Source organism: Streptococcus sp. HMSC034B05 (assembly GCF_001809055.1).
Classification (GTDB): Bacteria; Bacillota; Bacilli; order Lactobacillales; family Streptococcaceae; genus Streptococcus; species Streptococcus constellatus.
This window is the reverse complement of sequence record NZ_KV795595.1, coordinates 142,011-166,745: the sequence shown is the minus strand read 5'-3', so window position 1 is coordinate 166,745 and position 24,735 is coordinate 142,011. Positions and strand designations below refer to the sequence as shown.

The 24,735-nt window shown below is 37.5% G+C and carries 26 protein-coding genes; 6 read left to right on the top strand and 20 right to left on the bottom strand.

What is annotated here, in order from left to right:
- The first annotated feature begins 29 nt into the window (after positions 1–29).
- Positions 30–2,309: a Xaa-Pro dipeptidyl-peptidase gene (locus HMPREF2542_RS03425; RefSeq protein ID WP_058670075.1), complete on the top strand. Its 2,280-nt coding sequence runs from the start codon at positions 30–32 to the stop codon at positions 2,307–2,309.
- Positions 2,310–2,345: 36 nt separating this feature from the next.
- The gene (locus HMPREF2542_RS03420) at positions 2,346–2,645 is read left to right on the top strand and encodes a YbaB/EbfC family nucleoid-associated protein (RefSeq protein WP_058670074.1); all 300 of its coding nucleotides are present in this window, start codon (positions 2,346–2,348) and stop codon (positions 2,643–2,645) included.
- 175 nt (positions 2,646–2,820) lie between these two features.
- On the opposite strand, the gene HMPREF2542_RS03415 is transcribed toward HMPREF2542_RS03420, so the two are convergent.
- The 8 genes from HMPREF2542_RS03415 to HMPREF2542_RS03380 form a co-directional block, all read right to left on the bottom strand.
- Positions 2,821–3,681: a helix-turn-helix domain-containing protein gene (locus tag HMPREF2542_RS03415; protein ID WP_003034626.1), complete on the bottom strand. Its 861-nt coding sequence runs from the start codon at positions 3,679–3,681 to the stop codon at positions 2,821–2,823.
- Between the two features lie 30 nt (positions 3,682–3,711).
- A complete protein-coding gene (locus HMPREF2542_RS03410) occupies positions 3,712–4,332 on the bottom strand; it encodes an ATP-binding cassette domain-containing protein (RefSeq protein ID WP_003034658.1) in 621 nt (206 codons plus the stop codon).
- Positions 4,319–4,951 carry a hypothetical protein gene (locus HMPREF2542_RS03405; RefSeq protein ID WP_020999434.1) on the bottom strand — a complete coding sequence of 211 codons (633 nt, stop codon included), beginning with the start codon at positions 4,949–4,951 and terminating at the stop codon, positions 4,319–4,321. The genes HMPREF2542_RS03410 and HMPREF2542_RS03405 overlap by 14 nt, the downstream gene beginning before the upstream one ends.
- Positions 4,938–5,729, bottom strand: a complete 792-nt coding sequence (locus HMPREF2542_RS03400) for a hypothetical protein (RefSeq protein WP_070484329.1) — start codon at positions 5,727–5,729, stop codon at positions 4,938–4,940. Before HMPREF2542_RS03400 ends, HMPREF2542_RS03405 begins: the two co-directional genes overlap by 14 nt.
- A 60-nt stretch (positions 5,730–5,789) precedes the next feature.
- A complete protein-coding gene (locus HMPREF2542_RS03395; protein ID WP_003034674.1) occupies positions 5,790–6,179 on the bottom strand; it encodes a hypothetical protein in 390 nt (129 codons plus the stop codon).
- A 149-nt stretch (positions 6,180–6,328) separates the two neighbouring features.
- A complete protein-coding gene (locus tag HMPREF2542_RS03390; protein ID WP_070484327.1) occupies positions 6,329–8,083 on the bottom strand; it encodes a glycerophosphoryl diester phosphodiesterase membrane domain-containing protein in 1,755 nt (584 codons plus the stop codon).
- Complete coding sequence (locus HMPREF2542_RS03385; protein ID WP_070484339.1) at positions 8,080–8,898, bottom strand: hypothetical protein; 819 nt, start codon at positions 8,896–8,898, stop codon at positions 8,080–8,082. Before HMPREF2542_RS03385 ends, HMPREF2542_RS03390 begins: the two co-directional genes overlap by 4 nt.
- Positions 8,899–8,946: 48 nt before the next feature.
- On the bottom strand, positions 8,947–9,441 hold the full coding sequence (locus tag HMPREF2542_RS03380; RefSeq protein WP_003029403.1) for a DUF536 domain-containing protein: 495 nt from the start codon (positions 9,439–9,441) through the stop codon (positions 8,947–8,949).
- A 157-nt stretch (positions 9,442–9,598) separates the two neighbouring features.
- Between HMPREF2542_RS03380 and HMPREF2542_RS03375 the strand changes: the two genes are divergently transcribed.
- Together HMPREF2542_RS03375 and HMPREF2542_RS03370 are read left to right on the top strand one after the other, a co-directional pair.
- Positions 9,599–10,774, top strand: a complete 1,176-nt coding sequence (locus HMPREF2542_RS03375) for an aminoacetone oxidase (RefSeq protein ID WP_070484324.1) — start codon at positions 9,599–9,601, stop codon at positions 10,772–10,774.
- A 44-nt stretch (positions 10,775–10,818) separates the two neighbouring features.
- Complete coding sequence (locus tag HMPREF2542_RS03370; protein ID WP_070484321.1) at positions 10,819–11,274, top strand: 8-oxo-dGTP diphosphatase; 456 nt, start codon at positions 10,819–10,821, stop codon at positions 11,272–11,274.
- 31 nt (positions 11,275–11,305) lie between these two features.
- Here HMPREF2542_RS03370 and HMPREF2542_RS03365 read toward each other — a convergent pair whose 3' ends face one another.
- The 10 genes from HMPREF2542_RS03365 to tsaB all read right to left on the bottom strand — a co-directional run bounded on the left by HMPREF2542_RS03365 (position 11,306) and on the right by tsaB (position 18,918).
- On the bottom strand, positions 11,306–12,046 hold the full coding sequence (locus HMPREF2542_RS03365) for a MerR family transcriptional regulator (RefSeq protein ID WP_070484318.1): 741 nt from the start codon (positions 12,044–12,046) through the stop codon (positions 11,306–11,308).
- A 95-nt stretch (positions 12,047–12,141) separates the two neighbouring features.
- Positions 12,142–12,813: a CPBP family intramembrane glutamic endopeptidase gene (locus HMPREF2542_RS03360; RefSeq protein WP_070484315.1), complete on the bottom strand. Its 672-nt coding sequence runs from the start codon at positions 12,811–12,813 to the stop codon at positions 12,142–12,144.
- Positions 12,814–12,847: 34 nt separating this feature from the next.
- Entirely contained in the window at positions 12,848–13,033 is a 186-nt protein-coding gene (locus HMPREF2542_RS03355; protein ID WP_070484312.1) for a hypothetical protein, read from the bottom strand.
- 217 nt (positions 13,034–13,250) lie between these two features.
- On the bottom strand, positions 13,251–14,477 hold the full coding sequence (locus tag HMPREF2542_RS03350; protein WP_070484336.1) for an MFS transporter: 1,227 nt from the start codon (positions 14,475–14,477) through the stop codon (positions 13,251–13,253).
- Positions 14,478–14,848: 371 nt separating this feature from the next.
- Complete coding sequence (locus HMPREF2542_RS03345) at positions 14,849–15,760, bottom strand: helix-turn-helix domain-containing protein (RefSeq protein ID WP_070484309.1); 912 nt, start codon at positions 15,758–15,760, stop codon at positions 14,849–14,851.
- Positions 15,761–15,777: 17 nt separating this feature from the next.
- Positions 15,778–16,104, bottom strand: a complete 327-nt coding sequence (locus tag HMPREF2542_RS03340; protein ID WP_049476304.1) for an AzlD domain-containing protein — start codon at positions 16,102–16,104, stop codon at positions 15,778–15,780.
- Positions 16,094–16,789 (bottom strand): AzlC family ABC transporter permease, encoded by a 696-nt coding sequence (locus HMPREF2542_RS03335; protein ID WP_058670067.1) that lies wholly within the window; start codon positions 16,787–16,789, stop codon positions 16,094–16,096. The genes HMPREF2542_RS03340 and HMPREF2542_RS03335 overlap by 11 nt, the downstream gene beginning before the upstream one ends.
- A 2-nt stretch (positions 16,790–16,791) precedes the next feature.
- On the bottom strand, positions 16,792–17,805 hold the full coding sequence (tsaD, locus tag HMPREF2542_RS03330; RefSeq protein ID WP_006269210.1) for a tRNA (adenosine(37)-N6)-threonylcarbamoyltransferase complex transferase subunit TsaD: 1,014 nt from the start codon (positions 17,803–17,805) through the stop codon (positions 16,792–16,794).
- Complete coding sequence (gene rimI, locus HMPREF2542_RS03325) at positions 17,795–18,238, bottom strand: ribosomal protein S18-alanine N-acetyltransferase (RefSeq protein WP_058670066.1); 444 nt, start codon at positions 18,236–18,238, stop codon at positions 17,795–17,797. Before rimI ends, tsaD begins: the two co-directional genes overlap by 11 nt.
- Entirely contained in the window at positions 18,235–18,918 is a 684-nt protein-coding gene (tsaB, locus tag HMPREF2542_RS03320; RefSeq protein ID WP_058670065.1) for a tRNA (adenosine(37)-N6)-threonylcarbamoyltransferase complex dimerization subunit type 1 TsaB, read from the bottom strand. Before tsaB ends, rimI begins: the two co-directional genes overlap by 4 nt.
- Before the next feature lie 277 nt (positions 18,919–19,195).
- Between tsaB and HMPREF2542_RS03315 the strand changes: the two genes are divergently transcribed.
- Positions 19,196–19,426, top strand: coding sequence for a DNA-dependent RNA polymerase subunit epsilon (locus HMPREF2542_RS03315; RefSeq protein ID WP_003070969.1), 231 nt, complete (start codon positions 19,196–19,198; stop codon positions 19,424–19,426).
- Between the two features lie 3 nt (positions 19,427–19,429).
- Positions 19,430–21,115, top strand: coding sequence for a ribonuclease J1 (rnjA, locus tag HMPREF2542_RS03310; protein WP_003070971.1), 1,686 nt, complete (start codon positions 19,430–19,432; stop codon positions 21,113–21,115).
- Between the two features lie 153 nt (positions 21,116–21,268).
- Here rnjA and gap read toward each other — a convergent pair whose 3' ends face one another.
- Together gap and fusA are read right to left on the bottom strand one after the other, a co-directional pair.
- The gene (gene gap, locus HMPREF2542_RS03305; protein WP_003070973.1) at positions 21,269–22,276 is read right to left on the bottom strand and encodes a type I glyceraldehyde-3-phosphate dehydrogenase; all 1,008 of its coding nucleotides are present in this window, start codon (positions 22,274–22,276) and stop codon (positions 21,269–21,271) included.
- A 359-nt stretch (positions 22,277–22,635) separates the two neighbouring features.
- On the bottom strand, positions 22,636–24,717 hold the full coding sequence (fusA, locus tag HMPREF2542_RS03300; protein ID WP_003074701.1) for an elongation factor G: 2,082 nt from the start codon (positions 24,715–24,717) through the stop codon (positions 22,636–22,638).
- Between the last annotated feature and the right edge of the window lie 18 nt (positions 24,718–24,735).

The window sequence follows — 24,735 nt, the reverse complement described above, 5'->3', positions numbered from 1 at the left end:
TGAGAAAATGTAAAAAAAGGAGTAAAAATATGCGTTACAACCAGTATAGTTATACACCAGAAACAAGCGAAAAAATCCTAGCTGAAATGGAAAGCATTGGATTTTCTTTCCGCCAAGAGTATTCTGATAAAGAAAATTTAGAGACTTTTGTACGTAAAACTTTTTTTAATTATAAAAATACAGACTATGCCTTAAAATCTTTGGTTGCCAATTCAAAAACAGACTTACTCAGCTTTTTTACGTCCAATCAGGAATTGACAGCAAAAATTTTTTATACGATTGCTTTTCAATTGCTAGAATTTGTGCCATTTGTTGACTTTGACGATGTAGAAAAGTTCCGAAAAAACGTAAATTTCCCCATTATCTATGGAAACCTACTTGAAAATCTCTATCAGTTGCTCAATACGCGCACCAAAAATGGTAATCTTTTGATTGACAAACTCATCAGCGACGGCTTGATCCCCGAAGACAACACCTATCACTATTTCAACGGAAAGAGTTTAGCTACTTTTACTAGCCACAATGCTATCCGTGAAGTTGCCTATGTAGAATCGCGCGTGGATACTGATAAGGATAGTCTACCTGATTTGATTAAGGTCAGTATCATTCGTCCTCGTTTTGACGGACAAATTCCTGCGGTTATGACTGCTAGTCCCTATCATCAAGGAACGAATGATAAGGCTAGCGACAAAGCTCTGTATAACATGAATGTGGACTTGATTAAAAAAGAAACTGGAAAAATTACTGTTCATGACCCAGAAGTGCACTTGATTGAGCCTCAAGGACAAGCTACATTAGTTGAGCAAGCAGAAGAAACACTCGGTCATATCGGAACTTATACACTCAATGACTACCTTCTTCCTCGTGGTTTTGCTAATTTATATGTATCAGGTGTGGGAACAAAGGACTCTAACGGTCTCATGACGAGCGGAGATTATTATCAAATCGAGGCTTATAAAAATGTTATTGATTGGTTAAATGGTCGCTGTCGTGCTTTTACTGACCATACCAGACAACGAGAAATCAAAGCCACTTGGTCCAATGGGAAGGTTGCTACAACAGGAATCTCTTACCTCGGAACTCTGTCAAATGGGCTGGCTACAACTGGCGTAGATGGTCTTGAGGTCATTATTGCTGAAGCTGGCATTTCTTCTTGGTACAATTATTATCGTGAAAATGGTTTGGTGACAAGTCCTGGGGGCTATCCTGGTGAAGATTTTGACTCTTTGACTGAATTAACTTACTCACGCAACCTCTTAGCTGGTGAAAATCTTCGTCACAATACTGCATATCAAGCTCATCTGGCGGAATTAAAAGAAAATCTAGATCGTAAAACGGGCGACTATAATCAATTTTGGCATGATCGCAATTACCTTATCCATGCCCACAAAGTCAAAGCTGAGGTTGTCTTTACGCACGGATCGCAAGACTGGAATGTCAAACCGCTGAATGTTTACAATATGTTCCACGCACTACCAAAACATCTCAAAAAACATCTATTTTTCCATAACGGCGCTCACGTTTACATGAACAATTGGCAATCTATTGATTTTCGTGAAGCTATGAATGCACTTCTTAGTAAGAAACTACTGAGTTACGATTCACGCTTTGAATTACCAACTGTGATTTGGCAAGACAATCGTCAGGCTCAAAGTTGGCTGTCTTTAGAAACATTTGGCGATCAGAAGTACGGCACTCATTTCAACTTAGGTAAAGGCACACAAATTATCCCAAACCAATATGCTCAAGAAGACTACGACCGTTTTAGCAAAACTTATCAGACTTTCAAAAATGAACTTTTTGACGGAAAACTCAATCAAGTGACAGTGAATGTGACACTGGAAAAAGATTTATTCTTAAATGGCCCTGTTAAACTTAACCTTCGCCTTAAATCCAGTACTGATAAAGGCTTGATTTCTGCACAATTACTGGATGTTGGTCAAGCTAAACGACTCCTTCCACTACCTAGTGTACTTGCACCAAAAGCTATGGATAACGGTCGCTTTTATATGTTGGAACATTTGATGGAATTACCCTTCAAAGAAACACCACATCGCGTCATCACCAAAGGTTTCCTAAATCTTCAAAATCGCACTGATTTGCTAACAGTCGAAGAAGCCACACCAGATCAATGGATGGAATTTTCTTTTGAACTTCAACCCACTATCTATAAAATGGCAGCAGGTGATACACTCCGTCTTGTTCTTTATACTACTGACTTTGAACACACTGTCCGTGATAATACCGACTATCACTTAACAATTGATTTAGAAAAATCTAGCCTAGATATACCAGATGTGTTAAAATAAAATCATAACTATTGAATATTAAGGAGAACCCAAATAATGATGAACATGCAATCAATGATGAAACAAGCACAAAAGCTACAAAAACAAATGGAAAAAGGACAGGCAGAACTGGCTGCGACAGAATTTATTGGCAAATCTGCCCAAGGTCTCGTAGTCGCAACCCTTACAGGTGATAAAAAAATCGTCAAAATTGACTTTCAAGAAGCCGTTGTAGATCCAGAAGATTTAGAAACTTTATCTGATATGACAACCCAAGCCATCAATGCAGCTCTTGATGAGATTGATAATGCAACAAAGAAAAAATTAGGTGCATTCGCAGGGAAAATGCCGTTTTAGGCATTAGAATAATCTATTCAAAACTAATTTTATCAAACTATAAAAGAACAGCCGCTAAATACTCACTTAATGGCTGTTCTTTTTCTTAATATCTTACCATTTTATTGGTGGTAAATCTCCTATCAGCGTAAATAGAATAACTCCTACAATAATTCCTAAAAACAATTTTTTCCATTCAGTCTTCATTTTTGACCTCTTTCTGTAGTTTAGACTGCAATGATAGAGCAATATTTTTCAACTGCCTATTATTTTCCAACTCAAATAGAACAATTGATCTTTTGCAAGTTGTCAACGCTTCTTCCATTAAGCCCTGAGCTTTAAAAATATTGGCTTGCATCAATAACAATTCCCCCAAGAGATAAAGCGATTTATGCTCTAGGACACTTTCGATAGCAATTGTATTATAATAAAGCGCCTTTTCGATATCGTTCAAGCAAAAATAGCACCTAGATATGCTAATCAGAAAGCTCCATTCATATTCTAATTGATTCAACAATTTATAATTTGGGAGAATTTCTAAAAAGTAAGACATGGACTGTTCATAGTCTTCTTCTCCCATATAGATATTGCCCAAACTATTTAACACTCTTAAGTGCAATTCAGGATATTCCTTAGAAGATTCTGCTAAAACTTCTAATTCCTTTTTAGATTTTTCAAAATTTGAAAAATGATGATAGTCTAAAATAGCTTTATACCAATCCACATATAGTAGTTCTTTTGGGGTGAAGTTTTCAACTGGAAAGTTTGAAACAATATAAAGCAGTGTCTGATGATCTCGCTTATAAAATAACTCTTGAATTTCTTTTGAATAAACATCATGATTAGTTGAATGAATCGCAAAAATTTCTTCCACTTGTTTCATATCAATTTCTAATTTTTTGATTAAACCAAAGAAAATATCGGTAGAGGGAACCATTTCACCTCTTTCAATACGACTGATAATTCCCTGTGCACAAATCCCTTGTGCCAGCTCTTTTTGAGACATTCCGCGTCTCTTCCGATAACGTTTGATTAAATCTGCGATTTCCTTTTTCATTCTACCAATCCTTTTATTCTGCTCTCTATATTATACCACCTTCCCCTCTTGAATGCGATAAACTACATCACAAAGATTATCAATATCAGAAGCTAAATGGGAAGATAATACGACCAACCCTTTCTGTTTTTGCTTCAAAATCAAGTCTTGTGTGACAGCTACACTTTTTTCATCAAGAGCATTCATTGGCTCATCTAAAATTAAGATTTCAGGAGAATCTATAAATGCTTGTATTAACGCCATTTTTTTCTTAGTACCAAGTGATAAATTTTTATAAGCAGTATGTGTGAATTTTTCTAAACCATACAAAGAAATCCAATAAGATAAATCAATTTCTTTCTTATGGCGGCATAATTGTTTAACTAATTCTAAGTTTTCCAACAATGATAAATGGGAAATAAACTCTGGATTTTCGATCAAAACCCCAGCTCTTTCAATATAGTTTTTTCGCTTACGAATTTGGATATTATCCTGATAAACAGTACCTTTATCCAATTTTATATAACCAGCTAAAGCTTTTAAAATCAAGGTTTTACCTGAACCATTGATTCCCACTAAGCCATAAATATGATGATTTTCAAATGTCAAATGAATATCATTTAGAACAACATTTCCTTTATAGGTTTTAAAACCATGTTCAATTTTTAACATGCTGTCTCTCCCTCCAATACGATTCTAATAAAAATAAAGCTACTATGATAAACACAAACCACCCTATATAGGTCATCAATAGATATCGCACTAAAATTTCCCCTGCAAGAGCCATAATGACAATAACAGATGAGGAGCTATAGAGTTCAATCATTGAAAAACATAGCCAATCAACCACAAACCAAGACACTAAGAGATACAAAACTTCTGCTAGATTCCAAGAAAGACTTGGTAAGGTTAATGCTACTCCTACAATGCACACAGCTTGTACGATAAACTCTACTAGATAGTGCGGTAAAACGACTTTTCCTATTTTATATTTATAGTCCATGCTATTTTTTGAATGAAAACGAACTAATTCCCTACCTCCATTTGATAAATCTGACAGTAAAAGAAAGGTCATGAAAAAGCTAGTAAAAGATAAGCCTAAAATCATAATTACTCTTAAAAAATTGAAATTTTCTTGTGGGAAGACAGGAAAAGGATATAGGATTTGGTAAGTGAGTAGCTGCTTCAAATCTGTTAGATGGCGATCATTAAACTTGGTCATTAACAGATAAATCATGACACAAGTAAGAACACTTTTACTAATGAAAACAAATCTTTTAATCCACCTCATAAGATTTTCTCACTTTTAAGACTCCATACATAAGCAAAAACGGAAGGTAGGTCAGCGCTACTTGCCACAGTGAAACACCTCCGTAAGCCGTAATCATAAGATTCGACATTGGTACCAGATAAACTGGTAAAAAGCTGTATAAAATTGGTGCTAAGCCCCACAATAGGAATAAATATAAAAGGGCTGCTTTTGGGAAACTAACATAATAATCAACAAGATAGCAGGCAAAGAGTGTTTGACCAAAGAGAGCGCTTGCTTTTATCAAAAAATAATAAAGCAAATAAGCCCATGTACCGCGCGCAAAAATCCTTAATATAGAATGAGGATTAAAATACATTTCTAATTGAGGATATTCCATCCTGTTTATCACTAGAGCAATACCAATGATTACTAGCAATAGTATGGTAAATAACCCAACAATCAATCCTCCCATTTGACATTTTAAAGAAAAAAGCCTACGATCATAATCCCTCTGCTTCCCAATTACATACTTCAGATGACGGGTTTTAACAAAATGATAAATAAAAACAGCAAAGACGATAAGAATAGGAAATATGAAAGATTGGAAAAAATTATACTCAAATAAACTACCCTGGATAGATAACATTGTTCGTAAATATTGTTGCTTGATAGCCGCTCCATCTAGTTTAGCCAAGTCTGGAGCTTTGGGATTAAAAAACAAAATATGTTCGATGGCAGCATGATAAATCATCCCTAAAAATAAAATGGGAATCAGGAACATTGAGCGTCGAAAAGGGAATAACTTATATTTGACCATTTTAGTCTCCTTTTAAAAAACGAGGAAGAAACTATTTCGTAAAAATACTATACTATCCGATTAGTGTGAGTCTGGAGACCAGCTTCCATCAATAAAGAAAGAGCCATCCCAAAAATTTTCACGAGCTAAATTCAAGTTGTAAATATAACCAGCTTGCGCATTATTTGTATAAACTCCACGTTGCCCTGTCCAAGTAAGGTCAACATCACTCCGACGTGCTCCGTTTGAATTTGCCAAATAGTGTTTTACACGAATTTGTGGACTTTTTGAATCTAAATTCACAACATAGTAACTACTATTCATCTTCTGCAAGTAAGAGGTTCCTGCAAAGGCAGGAGTAATCCGAAAGCGGGAAAGTTGACCTATTTGTCTGCCTCTTGCACCAACCAAACCTGCTGTCAAAAGAAGAGTAGCTAGTACAGCTATAAATCCTAATTTACTTTTTGTCATATTATACCTCATTTCTAAAATAGTTGCTTCCTCTCTACAAAATAATATAGCACATAGAGAAAACGCCGTCAATCTTTTTTAGATATTTTTATCACAAAAAGATTTTTGTCAAAACACCCCTCCTAGTTCATTACTAAGAGGGGCTTGTCTTATGTAAAATTAAAAAAGTCAAAAGCTTGATTGATTAGCAAGTCGGTGTATTTAGGATTATTTTGCAATTCTTTAATAGCTGTTTGTACTAACTGCACATCATCAGTGATAATGCCATCTACACCTAAACGCAACGATTTTGAAATAGCATTTTCATCATTGACCGTCCAATCATACAGTTTCTTGTCCGTTTGCCACAGCTTGAAAATAAAATTATCATCAAGTGTGGAGTACTCCATTGTATAGCCACTTGCCTTAGTGCGTGGGAAAATGGTATTGTAAGGAAGAATGAAAAAAGTTGGAATGCTGGCATCATATTTAACTACTTTATTGATGACTTTATAATCCAGTGAATGCATTTGGTGACCATATTGTTTAATGGTGTTCCCATATTTATTCAGAAAGCGATCCATCATATCAGGCGAATCTTTCTTACTGGTTTTTATTTCAATCAGCAAGCGTTGACCTAATTCATTAGCACGTTTTAAATAAGCATCAAAACTCGAAATCTTTGTACGATAGCCATTTTCAGTAACATCCAAAGCTGTTAATTCTGTCAACGTCAAATCTTGTGGCTTCGCGTTAACTCCAGTCAAGGCAGATAAATTCGCATCATGCATCATGACAAATTGTCCATCCTTTGTTTCTTGAACGTCCATTTCAATATAGTCTGGCTTTAATAAGGCTGTCTTCTCTAACGATTGAATCGTATTTTGGACACCGTTTGCCTGTGAAACACCACGATGCGAAATCACAGCAGGATTGTTGCTCAACGGAATCTGAAGATAGCTATAACCCTCAGCTGCAAATGCTAAAAAAGCAATCGACATAACAACCCAACGATAGAGTCGATCTAACTTCCTGCGTGCACTGTGACAAAGTCTTTTCTCTGTCAAAAAAGCTACAAATTTAACTAAAAAATAGGTCAACATCAAATAGTGAGTCGTTTTCATCAGCACATAATTGACAACTCCGGTTATAAGCGCAGTTTGATTGGACTGACCGTCCGTATAAGTTTGAAGGCACAATAATGGAATCGTTATGGCAAAAAAGAGTAGAAAACTCTTGGTAACAATCCAAAATAAGTGCCAAGAATAGAACAGCAAACGCTTATGTGTTTTTTCCAAACTAAATCGAACCGCTTCTCTGACAGAGACATTTTCAATCAGAATTTTTGGCAACGCAAACATCAAACGGACAGCAATCAACAGCATCAGCAATACTAGTAAAGCAAGTCCAATTCCAGCTAAAAAGTAAGTATCTCGTAAATAAGACACGATAAAATTCGGAATTAAAATTTTATTTAAATAATAAATTTTCAAGATTTTCCGAATGAACGGAAAAAGCAAAGCAATGTACAATAAAACAAATGCAACTTTGCTGGGACGAACTTGTTTTAAAAGTGAAAAACCATCAGAGACTGTTTTTTTAGTGAATGCAAAAAGTGTACTTCCCTGCTGAGTCAGCAAATTATGAGCACCTAAAAAGAGCAAACCAACCTGAAAATAAGCGACTAGCAGGTTCACCAAAAATAATACAATAAATGCTAGAGTTAGCAACAGATTGCTGGATAGTACCGCTAAGACATTATTGTACGATAAAAATTGATAACCTGTCAGCCTCAGCAAAGAATCTGCAGCCCAGGAATTAAAAGGTAACCAGAGATACTCCATTACCATAAAAATGATAAAAAATAAAAATAAAATTTTATCAAGGTTGTAATACAGCTTATGAAAGTCTAAACGTTGTTTCATCGTTCTCCTTTAACTATCTCATCAGTAGAAGCATAGAGAGGATTTGCTATGCGAATCAAATCTCCATAACTTTTCTTTAATGTTTCAAAAGCAGTTCTAACCTCTATAGGAATTTCTACGTGCGAAATATAGCTTCTTCCCCTTGGTCCATAGCCCGATTCATCATCTGACAAACGATGAATTTCTCCCATCAACAGACTGATATAATGCTCTATTTCCCACATACCGTAAATAGACTGTTTAAATTCAAGCTTCTGATTCTTTACGGTTACATCAGCCTGATAAGTAGCAAAATTGATGATACATGTATCTGGAGAAAGATAGTTCCTGATTCCCGCTTCCATACGCGCCTGCATTGTCGCATCTTGACTAAGAATGATAGAATGAAAATCAATCTTCTCTCTTTTCAGCAAATCCAACAAATAAGTGATGTTGTTCCCACAATTAGTCGAGTGAGATTCCAAGTAATCAGCCGTTAAATTATACCTTTCTTTCAAATAAGCATTAAAAATTTCTGCCTCCGAAAAAGTTTGGGTTCCTATTTTCGGATATTCCTTTGCGACCACTTGCCGAAGAGTCTCCGTCGTATGTCCTGCCCCACCGACAATAATATAAGTCTTTGCTATTCCCTCTAACATAGCCTGCGCCAAAACGTCTCCACCTGCCAAAATACTTCCGCCAAACAGAACCATGACATCAACTTGTTTCAAGTGATATTTCTTTTTCAATGCTAACTGTGTTAATTCTGGCAAATCGCGTTTTCCACAAAAAGAGCCAAGGATATTGATATTGTTTGCTAGTTCTTCCTTTACCATACTTTTCATTCTATAAAAAAATCCCAGTTTCTTCAACCGAGATTCTCATTATCTTCCAAATAATCTTGCAAAGAAGCCTTTTTGTTCTTGTGCTTGTACTTTTTCCTTAGCTTCGTCTAATTCTAATAGCAACGTTTCACGTTCATTCATGGCCTTTGCAGTCAGTTGTTGCTGTTGATCTAATTGCTTATCTTTTTCAGCAATTTGAACATCTTTCACACGCAACTGCTCATCTTTTTTAGCCAATTGAACATCTTTTGCTTTTAGCTGATCATACAAGCGCACGATTTCAGCATTTTTCTCATCTACTAAAATTTCCATGAGTTCACGCTGTTTCACGTCCTCGCTGACTGGTTCATCTTCAAAAATCGTCTTTTTGTAGATTTCCTCCAGTTTTATCAAACCGCTACGCGTTACAACAGTGACCCCTTTTTCATTTTTGTCAGTATCTTCGGGTGCAAGAGTTTTAACTCGATTGTTCATTGCCTGACGGCTAATTCCTAAAATTTCGGCTAACTCGCTGACTGTTTTTTCAATTGCCATAATTTCCTCTGAAACTTTTTCTAGATATAGATACCTAAATCTTATCATATCAAGGCTTAACTGTCAAATTTGCTCTGGATTTTAGGGAATTTCACTGCATTTATGATACAATGAAATTTAAAGATTCCTTACAGATTTATCTAAAGAAAGAGATACTATGAACCATTTTGATACAATCGTTATCGGAGGTGGTCCTGCCGGCATGATGGCTGCCATTTCCAGTTCTTTTTATGGACAGAAAACCCTGCTCCTTGAAAAAAATAAAAAATTAGGTAAAAAACTAGCTGGAACAGGTGGCGGTCGCTGCAATGTGACTAATAACGGTAACTTGGATGACCTCATGGCTGGCATTCCTGGCAATGGTCGCTTCCTCTACAGCGTTTTCTCTCAATTTGACAATTATGATATCATCAACTTTTTTACAGAGAATGGTGTCAAACTCAAGGTCGAAGACCACGGTCGTGTTTTTCCAGCTACAGACAAGTCTCGGACGATTATTGAAGCCTTAGAACAAAAAATGAAAGAGCTAGATGCTACAATTAAAACACAGACAGAAGTGGTTTCCGTAAAGAAAAATGAAGATTGCTTTATCATCAAATCAAGTAAATGCAGGTGGAGCTGCGACCGCTTAATTGTCACAACAGGTGGCAAGTCCTATCCTTCAACTGGCTCTACCGGCTTTGGCTATGAGATTGCTCGCCATTTCAAACATACGATTACCGAGCTAGAAGCTGCTGAAAGCCCGCTTTTGACTGACTTCCCACACAAGGATTTACAAGGAATTTCCCTTCAAGACGTCACTCTCAGCTACGATAAACATGTCATCACTCACGACTTGCTCTTTACCCACTTTGGCCTATCCGGTCCGGCAGCTCTGCGCTTGTCTAGCTTTGTCAAAGGCGGCGAAACCATCTATCTAGATCTTCTGCCACAGATGAGTAAACAGGATTTGGCAGACTTTTTAGAAGAAAATCGGGAAAAATCCTTGAAGAATGCCTTGAAAGCCTCACTCCCTGAACGCTTGGCTGAATTTTTTGTTCAAGGCTTTCCTGAAAAAGTCAAACAACTCACTCCTACACAAAAAGAAGAGCTTCTCAGTATTATCAAGGGATTAACCATTCCAGTCACAGGTAAGATGTCCCTGGCAAAATCTTTTGTCACAAAAGGCGGAGTCAGTCTCAAAGAAATCAATCCAAAAACCTTAGAAAGCAAGCTCGTACCTGGTCTACATTTTGCTGGTGAAGTGTTAGATATCAATGCTCATACTGGCGGTTTTAACATCACCGTAGCTCTTTGTACCGGCTGGGTGGCAGGGAGTATGCATTATGAGTGATTGCTCATATTTTACTATTCAGCTCAAACAAAAGGAATCATAAAATGAATCGACTCGAAAATGTAGAATTTGTTAACATGTGCATGATTTATGACGGAGAAAAAGTTCTCGTCCAAGAACGAGTGAAGTCTGACTGGCCCGGCATTACTTTTCCTGGCGGGCATGTAGAGCGCGGAGAATCTTTTACCGATGCAGTTATCAGAGAAGTCAAAGAAGAAACTGGACTAACCATCTCCAAGCCTCAACTTTGCGGTATAAAGGATTGGTATGATGACGAGGCTTTTCGTTATGTCGTACTGCTCTACAAGACAGAGGACTATTCCGGTGTGCTGCAATCCTCAGATGAAGGAAAGGTCTGGTGGGAAGATTTTAAAAATCTGTCCCATTTAAAGCTGGCAACCAGTGACATGTCTGAGATGCTGCGTGTTTTTTTAGAAGACGATTTAAGTAAATTTTTTTACTATAAAGACGGTGACGACTGGATTTATGACTTGAAGTAGAACAAAATAGGCTAGGAAATTCCTAGCCTATTTATTGCGCATTGGTTCGAACGTAAGCCGTAATCACTTCTGCAGCGTACTGAGCTGTACCTGAACCAAATTTATCAATATTCTCTTTAAACTCAAGATTTGCCACATAGCCTTTTCCGATAAAAGCAAAAACTTCCAACGAGCAATCAAAACCATAAGTTCGGATAGCTTGTAAAAGATTAGCTGCTTGCACTTGATTTTCTGCTGCATCTACTTTCAAACCTACTTGTAGATTTTCTGCCAAATTTCGGAATACTTGATTAAAGGCTTCCGTTGCTTGCTCCTCTTGACCTGCTTGTCTACTTGCCGCTTCATCTATAACAGCTTGCCCATATTTTTCGACAGCTTGGTCGCGATAGTTTTGATGATCTTGATAGGTAAATCCAACAAATTTTTCTTGTGTTGTCATTTTTCTTTCTCCTTTTTGCGCTTGAATTGTCTTTTGTAAGGTAGAAATCAAGGTATCTAAATGTTTCCTTTCCTGCTGCAAATACTGCAATTGTTTGTTCAAGTGAGGCAATAATTCCTGCTCTTGCTGACTTAGCAGCTCTGCTATTTCCTTTAAAGAAAATCCAAGATATTTGTAAAATAAAATAATTTGCAACCGCTCCAAATCTGACTCACTATAAACGCGATACCCGTTTTCAGACTTTTGCGGAATCAACAGTCCAATTTTATCGTAGTGATGCAACGTTTTAACAGAAATACCAGAAAGCTGCGCAGCTTCTTTGATTTGATACATGATTTCCTCCTTACAATGATGATTATACACCCTGACCTAAGGTCATAGTCAACACATTTTTAAAATATTTATCAAAAAAAGATAGCTGGGAGAAACTATCTTTGTGAAAGAGTATATAAGAGAGCAAGAAAGCTATTCCAGGCAACATGAGTCGCCATGCTATAGTAGATCCCATTTGTTTTCCTAAAGACCCAACCTAAAATGAGCCCAGGAACAAAATATAGGATAAAATCCGTCGTCGACCAACCAAACTGCACAATATGACCCATACTAAATAGACTAGCAGAAACGATTAAATCCAAATGGAAGCTTTGAAATTTCTTTAAAGCTGTCATGACAACACCTCGATAAATCAATTCTTCCCAAATGGGGGCCAGAATACCTAGAATAATCCACATCCCCCAAAATAAAGCAGCACCTGTTATTGAGTGCAAAACTTCATTGATGGCATTTTGATTTTGTCCATGCGGAAGGATCAGTGTCGCCAATGCATTCCACAGCAAATTCATAACGAAACCTGCTACACTATAACCTAGATAAGACCATTTGAATCGCGGTTTAACGATAATCAATTTTTCTTTATGTTTATAAATGACAAAAGTCAATAAAGCCACATGAACAGCTGTAGCAATTGCTAGCCAAAAATAATACCAAGCATCTGATAAACTTCTAACGAAGTCTAAATGAAACAGCAGCCCTAAACCAGAATAATAAGATAGGCAAATACAGCCTATGCATACATAATATCCTATTGTCTTCTTCCACATAGAGCATCCTCCCTCTATCTTTTATCACATCACATTATGGTCTTTTCTTTGAAAAAGCAGGTGCTAGTTGACCAACCCAGCCCCAAGCACCATTACCACCAGAATTTCCCCATCCCATATAGATGCCGGGAGTTCCATAAGGGGTACCCGGACCACCTCTAGGAGTGATTGTTGCTAGATTTCCGCCCGTTATTTGTGCTAAATTTTGTTCTTCTAACAATTGAAAGGTTGTATTTAATTTTGTATCTCCTTTAATTCTATCAAATCTCTATCAAAAAAATTCATCAAAATCCTGAATGGTAGTTATTTGGTTCTGAATGGTATTTTTTACCAAAAAAATTCTACTTTAGTAATTGATTGCAAATCATTTCCAAAGCAGAATGTTTATTTGATAGATGAAAGTCACAGATTGTCTAAATGATGCCTCACTTTAATTTCTATTCAGCAATATTCTTTATTGAATAAACTAAAAACATTCCTAAAAATAATAGAACTCCTAATGATACAGCAACATATACTACCCCCAGACTACTTGCTATCCCAACAAGTACTATAGATAAAATTCCTGGCAAAACAATACTGAGCATACTAATCCCAGACTGTACAGCACCCATTGATTGCTCCGGTACTAATCTAAAAACAGATTGTTGAAGACGAGGGCTTAGTATTCCAATTGAAAATGTATTGCCAAAAGCAGCAAGTAAGACAACTAGAAAATTATTGTTCAAAAATCCGACTAAAATCACGAATTCCATCACTTGGCTAAGATAAACACTTGTTTTTGTTGACATTTTTTTCATCACATTGCCACTTAGGAAATTACCGCACACTATACCAATCAATTCAACTGTTGTTAAGATAGCTATGGATTGACCAGTTTCTAAGCCAGCGAAAGGATACTTTATTAACAAAAGCGTCGTCACAGGAATCGTGACATTTATGACAGCTTGGTTGATGGATAAAATCCCAATCAGTCTAATAATATTTCCAAGACTTCCTAAAATCTTTAAAGAATCCAGCAAATGTTTCCAAAAATTTTTGCTATCTAAAGCCTGTGTAATTTCAATCTGTTCTTCAAAACGAACAAGATTTGTTCTAATCAATAAGATACCAAAAAACGCAAATAAAAAAGTTAAGGCATTCATCCCGGCAAACATTCCAATATTGATAAAACCAATCAAGGCGCCTCCGCTTAGATTACCAAAGACACGAACTAAATTTGCTGTCGCTTGCTTAAAACCTAACGCAGATGTCATATCATTGTTAATAATTTTTACATAAATAGGCGTTATCATAGCACTTGAAAAATAACCAATCGTATCCGATACAAAATTGATGAGGCAAATAAGAAAAACAGAAACAAGTGAAAATTTTGTCCCGACCAGTATCAATGCTACAGTTGCGTACAGGACAAACTTAACAAACATTAAAACAGAGTACTTTCCAATCCGATTCTTTTGAAAATCCGCTACAACTCCTGTGAATATCTGCATAATTTGCGGTAATGTTTCAGATGTTGTAATCATAAGAATCGCAAGAGGTGCAAAAGCATAAGAAGATACATAATTGATAAACGCTAAGTAAAAAACTGTATCACCAAATGTAGAAATCCATTCATTTATTGAAAGTTGCCTAAAGTTTCGATTTGAAAGAAAAATATTCAATTTCATCCCTCCAAGTGTGTTTCAAACGGGAATTTATTCCCCAATAATGCCCAATAAATTCCTAATGTCCCAATTCCAAAGTCAAAAACATCTTGACGATTATTTTCACTTTGAAAAACTAATAAATGATGTTTATCTCGATAAGAACGTGTTAATATTCTTTTGATTTTTTCTTGCAACTCTTTATTATCATTTAATGCTTAATGTGACTAGTATATCATTAAAATTCACCATTTCTTTAAAATCGCATATTTGACATTTTTATTCTATAGACTTTCTAATTTGAAATTATTGTAATTTTCTGAATTTTTAGAGTATACTACTTTTCAAAAAGGAAAGCTTAAATGAGCAAACGCAAATTTATCGCCATTCTATTCACTATTATCATGGATATTATTATTTTCTGTCCTGTTATCTTCTGTTTTTAATAATTTTTCATATTGCTGTAATTTCAAAGTTAATAATGCTATTAACTGCGGATTATCCAGTACTTTCAGAGATTGAATGAAATCTTCAATCTCTTTTTGATTTTCTCCTCCTGTCTGAAGATAGATATTGATTTTTCTTAAAAATTGCAAAAGTAATTTTTCAAAGACATCGTAGGGTGTCAGCAACTTTTCTAGCTCACTTTCAAAAATGCTGATGTATTGATAGAGTTCACGTTCCATCATTTCTGAAATGACATTTAATAACCCTTTCTTAAGATACAGTTTATTCTGCATTAATTGTTGAAATTCCTGTGATTTTTCAAGTAAAGCAGTTGATAAAAATAGCAGATCTTGGTCTGATAAAAAGGGCATCGTATTAAAAAATAGATATAACTCAAACCAAGTCCATGAATCAATGGCAAAAAGATAAGCTGTTATAAATTGCTTATCTTCTTCTTTTAAAATATAACTAGAATCCAAGGAGTGCAAGGCATTTTGAATCACAATTTTATTCAGACGGATATATTGTTGAGAGGATACTTTTTCTTGAACTTTGTGAAGCAGATCCTCCAAGCCGTCTTTATCCTGATGAACAAATAAATCAACAACTTGATGTCCCAATTGAACATGTTGAGATTCTTGATAACTATTGAGTTTATATGCAAACTCTGCAAATGTCATATTGATTCCTTCAATGGCAAGAAATAATTTATCTGCCGACAGCATAGATTGCCCTAACTCAAACTTAGAAAGCTGTGAAGCCGTCAGTCCTTCACACGCAACTTCATTTTGCTTCACACCTCTTGCTATCCGTAATTCTCTATAAAATTCACCTAGTTCCATTTTATCAATCATAAAGGTTCTCCATCACATCATAAAAACATAAATCGCAGACCAGCTACCAATATCACACCAAAAATCACGGTCACCACTAAGTTACGATAGCGAAAAGCAATATAAATTGTTGGAAAAACAGCTATTAAATCTAGCCATTTGAAGGTTGGAAACTGCCCTATCTTCCCATTTACAATGCTGGATAAAATCAAGGCAAAAATAATAGAAATTGGTAAATACTGTAAAAACCGTTCTACAATCTTAGGCAAACCACGATATTTCACCAATATAAATGGAGTAATCCGTGATAACCATGTCACCAGGGCAGAGAAAAGAATAGCGACAAAAATATAATTATTTATCATCTAGCATTACCCCCACAGCACAGCCTAATAAGGTCGACATTAGAACAGCTAAAGACGAAGAAACAAGCATACTTAAAGCATAGAACGATAAAGCTACCACAACCAAAATTACGATTAGTTTTTGAAGTTTTGTTTTATGTAGCATCACTAAAAATTGGGAAGAAAAAATACCAATAAACATGGCAACTAGAGCAAAGTCTAATCCAAACACTTCTGGATTCGGCAAAAGACTTCCTAATGTCGTTCCGACCACCGTTCCTATCATCCAAGCAAGGTAGCTTGTTATATTATTTCCATACATCCATTGAAGCGAAATATCCTTTGTATGAACGTGCTCACTTAGTAAAACGCCGTATGTTTCATCTGTCAAAAGGATTCCGATACCGATATTTTGCCATAGACTTGCATGTCGAAAAAAAGTAGATGTATGAAGTCCCAGCAAAAATAGACGCAAATTGATTAAAAAGACTGTCAGAACAATAGCTGTCACCGGTGCATGGATAGCGAGAAGCGCTAGCATAGCAAACTGAGCACTTCCTGCATAGACAAGAATACTCATCAGTGCCATTTCAAGAGGAGTGACATAAGAAGCACCAATAATGCCACAGGCTAACCCAATACTAATATAACCCAGAGCTGTTGGCACAGCTGCCTTAACACCAGCCTTAAAATTTTTTCCTATCATTCTTATTCTTCCATTGTCTCAAACGCCAGACTTGGCTTGGCATTCAGATTTAATGTTGCAAGATTGGCGTTGTTCCACTCACTGACACTGGCATAAGCAATCATTCCTGCATTGTCCCCACAGAGACGCAAAGGCGGTATGATAACTTTAATATCTGTTATTTCAGCTGCTAAACGTTCACGTAAGCCTTGATTAGCTGCAACACCACCCGCAACCACCAAGGTCTTGACAGGATATTTCCCTAAAGCCTTCTTTGTCTTTGCCATGAGAATATCTAAAACAGCAGCTTGAAAACTAGCTGCCAGATCTTCCTTGGAAAGAAACTCACCTTTTTGCTTGGCATTATGATGTAGATTAATAAAGGCTGATTTGAGACCAGAAAATGAAAATTCTAGATTGTCTTCCTTGATCATAGCCCGCGGAAAATCATAAATATCCCGTCCTTTATGGGCCAATTCATCTATCTCACGCCCTGCTGGATAAGTCAAACCCATCACACGACCAACTTTATCATAGGCTTCTCCGACCGCGTCATCACGTGTTTCCCCTACAATCTGATAATCACCGGCTTCGCTAACATAAACCAACTCTGTATGCCCTCCGCTGACTAGTAGTGCTAAAAGAGGATATTCTAAGTTCTCGACATTCTGAGCAGCCATTAGATGTCCCGCCATGTGATTGACAGGAATAAGTGGTAAATGATGTGCCCACGCAAAGGACTTGGCAGCCGCCAATCCAACCAAAAGAGCCCCCACCAAACCAGGTCCATAGGTCACAGCTACGGCTGTCACATCTTGCTCGATAATGCCTGCTTCTGCCAAGGCTTCCTCAATGCAAGCCGTGATAGTTTCCACATGGTGGCGACTGGCCACTTCCGGTACCACGCCGCCGAAACGCTTATGACTCTCAATCTGGCTGGCAATGACATTGCTCAAAAGCTCCGTCTCATTCTTCAAAACCGCCACGCTGGTCTCATCGCAAGACGTTTCAAAAGCTAAAATATATCTATCTTCCATAGTTCTCCCTTTTCATGACGATCGCGTCTTCCACTGGCGCATGGTAATAGGCCTTCCGCCGCGCGATTTCTTCAAATTTTTCTTTTTTGTAGAATAGCAGAGCTGGCTTATTGGACTCCCTCACTTCAAGGAAAATCTCTTTGTTAATTGGCAGATGTTCAAACAAAGCGGTCGCAATTTTCTTACCTTGATAAGCCTTCTTAACCGCAATTTGCAAAACTTCCGCTTCAAAATCTGACTCCTGAAAAGCCAGAAAACCAATTAAATTTTGACCCTCTAGAGCTAAAATATAGCTCGACAAAGGATGTTGTAAAGCTTTCTCTATTTGTTCCATACTCCACGGACTGACTGCATACACGTCTTTCAATACCTGATAAATCCGCTCTGTCAAATCAACGGTCTGCTTTTTTTCATCTTTTTTAATCTCAATCATAAGCGCTTAATGTAAGAATCGTTCGTTTCTTCATGGTTTTTGAGCCAATTTTCCTCCGCTTCCACTCGCTTGAGGTAGTTTGGCACAAAGTCATGAACAGAGCGAGCTGGTAATTGCAGACCGATTTTAGCAAGGAGTGCAGCGTTTGGCAGAGTTGTTTTGATAAAAGCTTCTGGCAAAACTGCTTGAATCTGCTCTGTGAAATTTTCCACTTCTCCTACAAAGGTTACTTGAGAATCAGGCTTGGCTTTTTCCAAGACCTCTTCAAAAGATAAATGAGCTTCTGGCTGAACGATCCTACCATTTTTATAAAAACCAGCATAAACATTGTTGCGTCTAGCATCCATGAGAGGAATAACCAAGCCATCAATACTTTCTGGTACCAGAATCCGTAAGCTAGAAACTCCAACCAAGCCAATCTTAAGGGTATGAGCCAGAGTTTTAGCTGTTGCTACAGCAATCCGCAAACCTGTATAACTACCCGGACCTTCTGCAACCACAATGCGTTCTAGGTCCGTTGGTTTTAAATCCAAACTTTCCATGAGAAAATCAATTGCTGGCATCAATGTAATGCTATGATTTTTTTTAATATTTATTGTCATCTCAGCAAGCAACTGTTCATCCTCTAAAATAGCAATTGCCAATGCTTTACTAGAGCTATCAAAAGCTAAAATTTTCATTTTTATATTTCCTTCGTGATAATCTAGTTTCTATTATACTACAAAAAATACGGATTTCCTCAATATGATTTCCAAAAAAATAAGACCTTGTGAAAATCATTTTCCTAGATTTTCTAACTTCTTTCTTTTACTAAATCAGCTTTTTATGATATAATGATTATAATTGTAACGTATCAAAATCAATTTATTACCCGGAAAATTAAATAGATGAAGACCGCCCTTGAAAATAAGGTGGCTATTTTCTGGTAGATTGATTATGAATGAGAAAGGAAATTAAATGATTTACAAAGTTTTTTATCAAGAAACAAAAGAGCGCAATCCACGACGCGAAAATACGCAGTCGCTTTACTTGGATATTGACGCTAAGGATGAATTAGAAGGACGCATTAAAGCGCGTAAACTCGTTGAAGAAAAAACGCCTTACAATGTCGAATTTATCACACGCTTGTCTGATAAACATTTAGAATATGAAAAAGAATCAGGCAACTTTACAATTACGGAGCTCTAAACCATGTCTTATACTTTAAAACCCGAAGAAGTCGGTGTATTTGCCATTGGTGGCTTAGGAGAAATTGGAAAAAATACCTACGGAATTGAATACAAAGATGAAATTATCATCGTTGACGCTGGTATCAAATTTCCTGAAGATGACCTTTTAGGGATTGATTATGTTATTCCTGATTATTCCTATATCGTAGAAAACGTTGACCGTATCAAAGGTGTTCTGATTACTCATGGACATGAAGACCATATCGGTGGGATTCCTTTCCTACTCAAACAAGCCAATGTTCCGATTTATGCAGGACCACTCGCTCTAGCACTTATCCGCGGGAAACTAGAAGAACACGGTCTTTTACGTGATGCTAAGCTCTATGAGATCAATCAAAACACTGAACTTCAATTTAAACATTTAAAAGCAACTTTCTTCCGCACAACCCACTCTATTCCAGAGCCGTTAGGAATTGTCATTCACACACCTCAAGGGAAAGTTGTATGTACAGGTGACTTCAAGTTTGACCTTACACCCGTTGGAGAACCAGCGGATTTGCATCGAATGGCAGCTCTTGGCGAGGATGGGGTTCTAGTTCTTCTTTCTGACTCAACCAATGCAGAAATTCCGACTTTTACAAATTCGGAAAAAGTGGTCGGTCAGTCCATTATGAAAATCATTGAAAACATCCATGGACGGATTATTTTTGCTTCCTTTGCTTCCAATATTTTCCGCCTACAACAGGCTACTGATGCGGCTGTCAAAACAGGACGGAAAATTGCAGTCTTTGGTCGTTCAATGGAGAAAGCCATCGCAAATGGAATTGAACTTGGCTACATCAAGGCGCCTAAAGGTACTTTCATCGAGCCAAATGAGATTAAAGACTATCCTGCCGGCGAAATACTTATCATGTGTACAGGAAGCCAAGGAGAGCCAATGGCGGCTCTTTCACGCATCGCCAATGGAACACATCGTCAAGTACAGCTTCAACCAGGTGATACAGTGATTTTCTCTTCTAGTCCTATCCCAGGAAATACTACTAGTGTCAATAAGCTTATCAACACCATTTCAGAAGCTGGTGTTGATGTTATCCACGGTAAAATCAACAATATTCATACTTCCGGACACGGTGGACAGCAAGAACAAAAACTTATGCTTCGTTTGATAAAACCGAAGTATTTCATGCCAGTCCATGGTGAATACCGTATGCAAAAAGTGCATGCGGGACTTGCAATGGATACTGGAGTGCCTAAAGACAATATCTTTATCATGAGTAATGGAGACGTTTTAGCCTTAACTGCTAATTCTGCTCGCATTGCCGGAAGTTTCAATGCACAAGATATTTATGTCGATGGCAATCGTATTGGAGAAATTGGTGCTGCAGTCCTCCGTGACAGACGTGACCTTTCCGAAGATGGCGTCGTCCTTGCAGTCGCTACCGTTGACTTTAAATCGAAGATGATCTTAGCCGGTCCTGACATTCTCAGTCGCGGTTTCATCTATATGCGGGAATCAGGTGAACTGATCCGTCATAGCCAACGTATTCTTTTCAATGCGATACGTATCGCATTGAAAAATAAAGATGCCAGCATCCAGTCTGTCAATGGAGCTATTGTAAATGCTCTTCGACCATTTTTATATGAAAATACAGAGCGTGAGCCTATCATTATTCCAATGATTTTAACACCAGATGAAGATACTTTATAACAGAATTCTTACATAGATATAAAAAGAACTTAAATCTATTTAGATTCAAGTTCTTTTTTTCGTGGAGCAAATCATAATCGGAGTAATTATATACGGTTTTCAAATAACAACAAAAAAGAGAGGGCAAACCTCTCTTCTCTATATACTAATGAATTATTTAGCGATTTTTGCAAAGTATTCAAGAGTACGTACAAGTTGTGCAGTGTATGACATTTCGTTATCATACCAAGATACAACTTTCACCAATTGTTTTCCATCAACGTCAAGAACTTTAGTTTGAGTTGCATCAAACAACGAACCGAATGACATACCTACGATATCTGAAGAAACGATTGGATCTTCAGTATAACCGTATGATTCGTTAGCTGCTGCTTTCATAGCTGCATTTACTTCATCAACAGTAACGTTCTTTTCAAGAACAGCAACCAATTCAGTAACTGATCCAGTTGGAGTTGGAACACGTTGAGCTGAACCATCAAGTTTACCGTTCAATTCTGGAATAACCAAACCGATAGCTTTAGCAGCACCAGTTGAGTTAGGAACGATATTTGCAGCACCAGCACGAGCACGGCGAAGATCACCTTTACGATGTGGACCGTCAAGGATCATTTGGTCACCAGTGTAAGCGTGGATAGTAGTCATCAATCCTTCAACGATACCGAAGTTGTCTTGAAGTGCTTTAGCCATTGGAGCCAAGCAGTTTGTAGTACATGAAGCACCAGAGATAACTGTTTCAGTACCATCAAGAACATCGTGGTTAGTGTTAAATACAATTGTTTTAACGTCACTTCCACCAGGAGCAGTGATAACAACTTTCTTAGCACCACCTTTAAGGTGTTTTTCAGCAGCATCTTTCTTAGCAAAGAAACCAGTTGCTTCCAAAACGATTTCTACACCATCAGTAGCCCAATCGATTTGTTCTGGGTCACGTTCAGCAGAAACCTTAACGAATTTACCGTTAACTTCGAATCCACCTTCTTTAACTTCCACAGTACCGTCGAAACGACCTTGAGTTGTGTCATATTTCAACAAGTGTGCAAGCATTACTGGATCTGTAAGGTCGTTGATACGAGTAACTTCAACACCTTCTACGTTTTGGATACGACGGAATGCAAGACGACCAATACGACCGAAACCGTTAATACCAACTTTAACTACCATTCGTGATTTCCTCCTTATGAAAATCAAAAAAATTTTTATGTGAAAAGAGTAACTTGAGTCGCTACAAATCACCTTTCAACATATCTATTATATACTTTCTCTCTTAAAATTGCAACTGATTTCATTGTTATTAACAAGTATTATGAGTTCTTTCACTAATTTTCATTTCGACTTTCATTGATTTGAAAAAGCAAGGTAATATCTTCTGAAAACAGAAGAACACAACTTACAAAATAGACAAGAATTTATAAATTCAGATTCATCAGATTGATTATTTTTTCTTTTGATTGACAGAGAGATTATTTTCCAAAAAAAGAAAAGGCACTCGCAAATGCGAGTGCCCAGGTTTAATTCAAAGCTTAAGCTTCACCTTTGTTTTTCTTAATGATTTCTTCTTGTACTGATTTTGGTACATCTTCGTAGTGGTCAAAGACCATCATGAAAGTACCGCGTCCTTGAGATGCTGAACGAAGAACCGTTGCATAACCGAACATTTCAGCAAGTGGTACATAAGCACGAACGATTTGGCTGTTACCATGAGCTTCCATACCATCAACACGTCCACGACGAGCTGTTACATGTCCCATAACGTCACCAAGGTTTTCTTCTGGAACAGTAATGGTAACAAGCATCATTGGTTCAAGAATAGTTGGTTGTGCAGTCTTAGCAGCTTCTTTCAACGCAAGTGAAGCTGCAACCTTGAAGGCTGTTTCAGATGAGTCAACATCGTGGTATGAACCATCATACAGTTTTGCCTTCACGTCAACGATTGGATAACCTGCAAGGACACCGTTTGCCATTGACTCAACCAAACCTTTTTCTACGGCTGGGATAAATTCACGTGGAACGACACCACCAACAATAGCATTTTCAAATTCGAAGCCTTTTCCTTCTTCATTTGGAGTAAATTCAATCCAAACATCACCGAATTGACCTTTACCACCTGATTGACGTTTGAAGAATCCACGTGCTGATGTTTGTGCACGGAAAGTTTCACGGTAAGATACTTGAGGAGCACCCACATTTGCTTCCACTTTGAATTCACGACGCATACGGTCTACGAGGACATCCAAGTGAAGCTCACCCATACCAGAGATAACTGTTTCACCAGTTTCAACGTTTGTTTCAACACGGAATGTTGGATCTTCTTCAGCCAATTTTTGAAGAGCAATACCCATCTTGTCTTGGTCGGCTTTAGATTTTGGTTCCACCATCAATTGGATAACTGGCTCTGGGACTTCGATCGATTCAAGGATAATTTTTGCTTTTTCATCCGTCAATGAGTCACCAGTCGTGGTATCTTTCAAACCAACAGCTGCAGCGATATCACCTGCGTAAACAGTTTCGATTTCGTTACGGTGGTTTGCGTGCATTTGCAGGATACGTCCGATACGTTCGCGTTTACCTTTAGAAGTATTCAATACGTATGAACCGCTGTTCAAGACACCTGAGTAAACACGGAAGAATGTCAAACGACCTACAAATGGGTCCGTCATAATCTTGAAAGCAAGTGCTGCAAATGGTTCTTCATCAGAAGCTGGACGAGTTTCTTCTTCGTCTGTATCTGGGTTTACACCTTTAATAGCTGGAATATCAAGTGGGCTTGGAAGGTAGTCAATAACTGCATCAAGCATCATTTGAACACCTTTGTTCTTGAAGGCAGAGCCAGCAAGAACTGGGAAGAATTCAACATTGATCGTTGCCTTACGGATTGCAGCTTTCAATTCTGCCTCAGTAATTTCTTCACCTTCAAGGTATTTCATCATCAAGTCTTCGTCAGTTTCAGCAACTGCTTCGACTAATTTTTCACGCCATTCTTGGGCTTGTTCAAGGTAATCAGCAGGAATTTCTTCTTCAAGAATATCTGTCCCAAGGTCGTTTGTATAGATTTCAGCTTTCATGCGAACCAAGTCAATGATTCCACGGAAGTCGTCCTCTGCACCAATTGGTAATTGAATTGGGTGAGCATTTGCTTGAAGACGATCGTGAAGAGTGCTTACTGAATAAAGGAAGTCAGCACCAATTTTATCCATTTTGTTAGCAAATACGATACGTGGAACACCATACTCAGTTGCTTGACGCCAAACTGTTTCCGTTTGAGGTTCAACACCTGATTGTGAATCAAGAACAGTTACAGCACCGTCCAATACACGAAGCGAACGTTGTACTTCAATAGTGAAGTCCACGTGTCCTGGCGTGTCGATAATATTGACACGGTAATCTTTCCATTGCGCTGTTGTTGCAGCAGATGTGATGGTGATACCACGTTCTTGTTCTTGTTCCATCCAGTCCATTTGTGAAGCACCTTCGTGTGTTTCACCGATTTTATGGATTTTACCGGTATAGTAAAGAATACGTTCAGTCGTTGTTGTTTTACCAGCATCGACGTGAGCCATGATACCGATGTTACGAGTTTTTTCAAGTGAAAATTCGCGAGCCATTTGCTTATTTCTCCTATT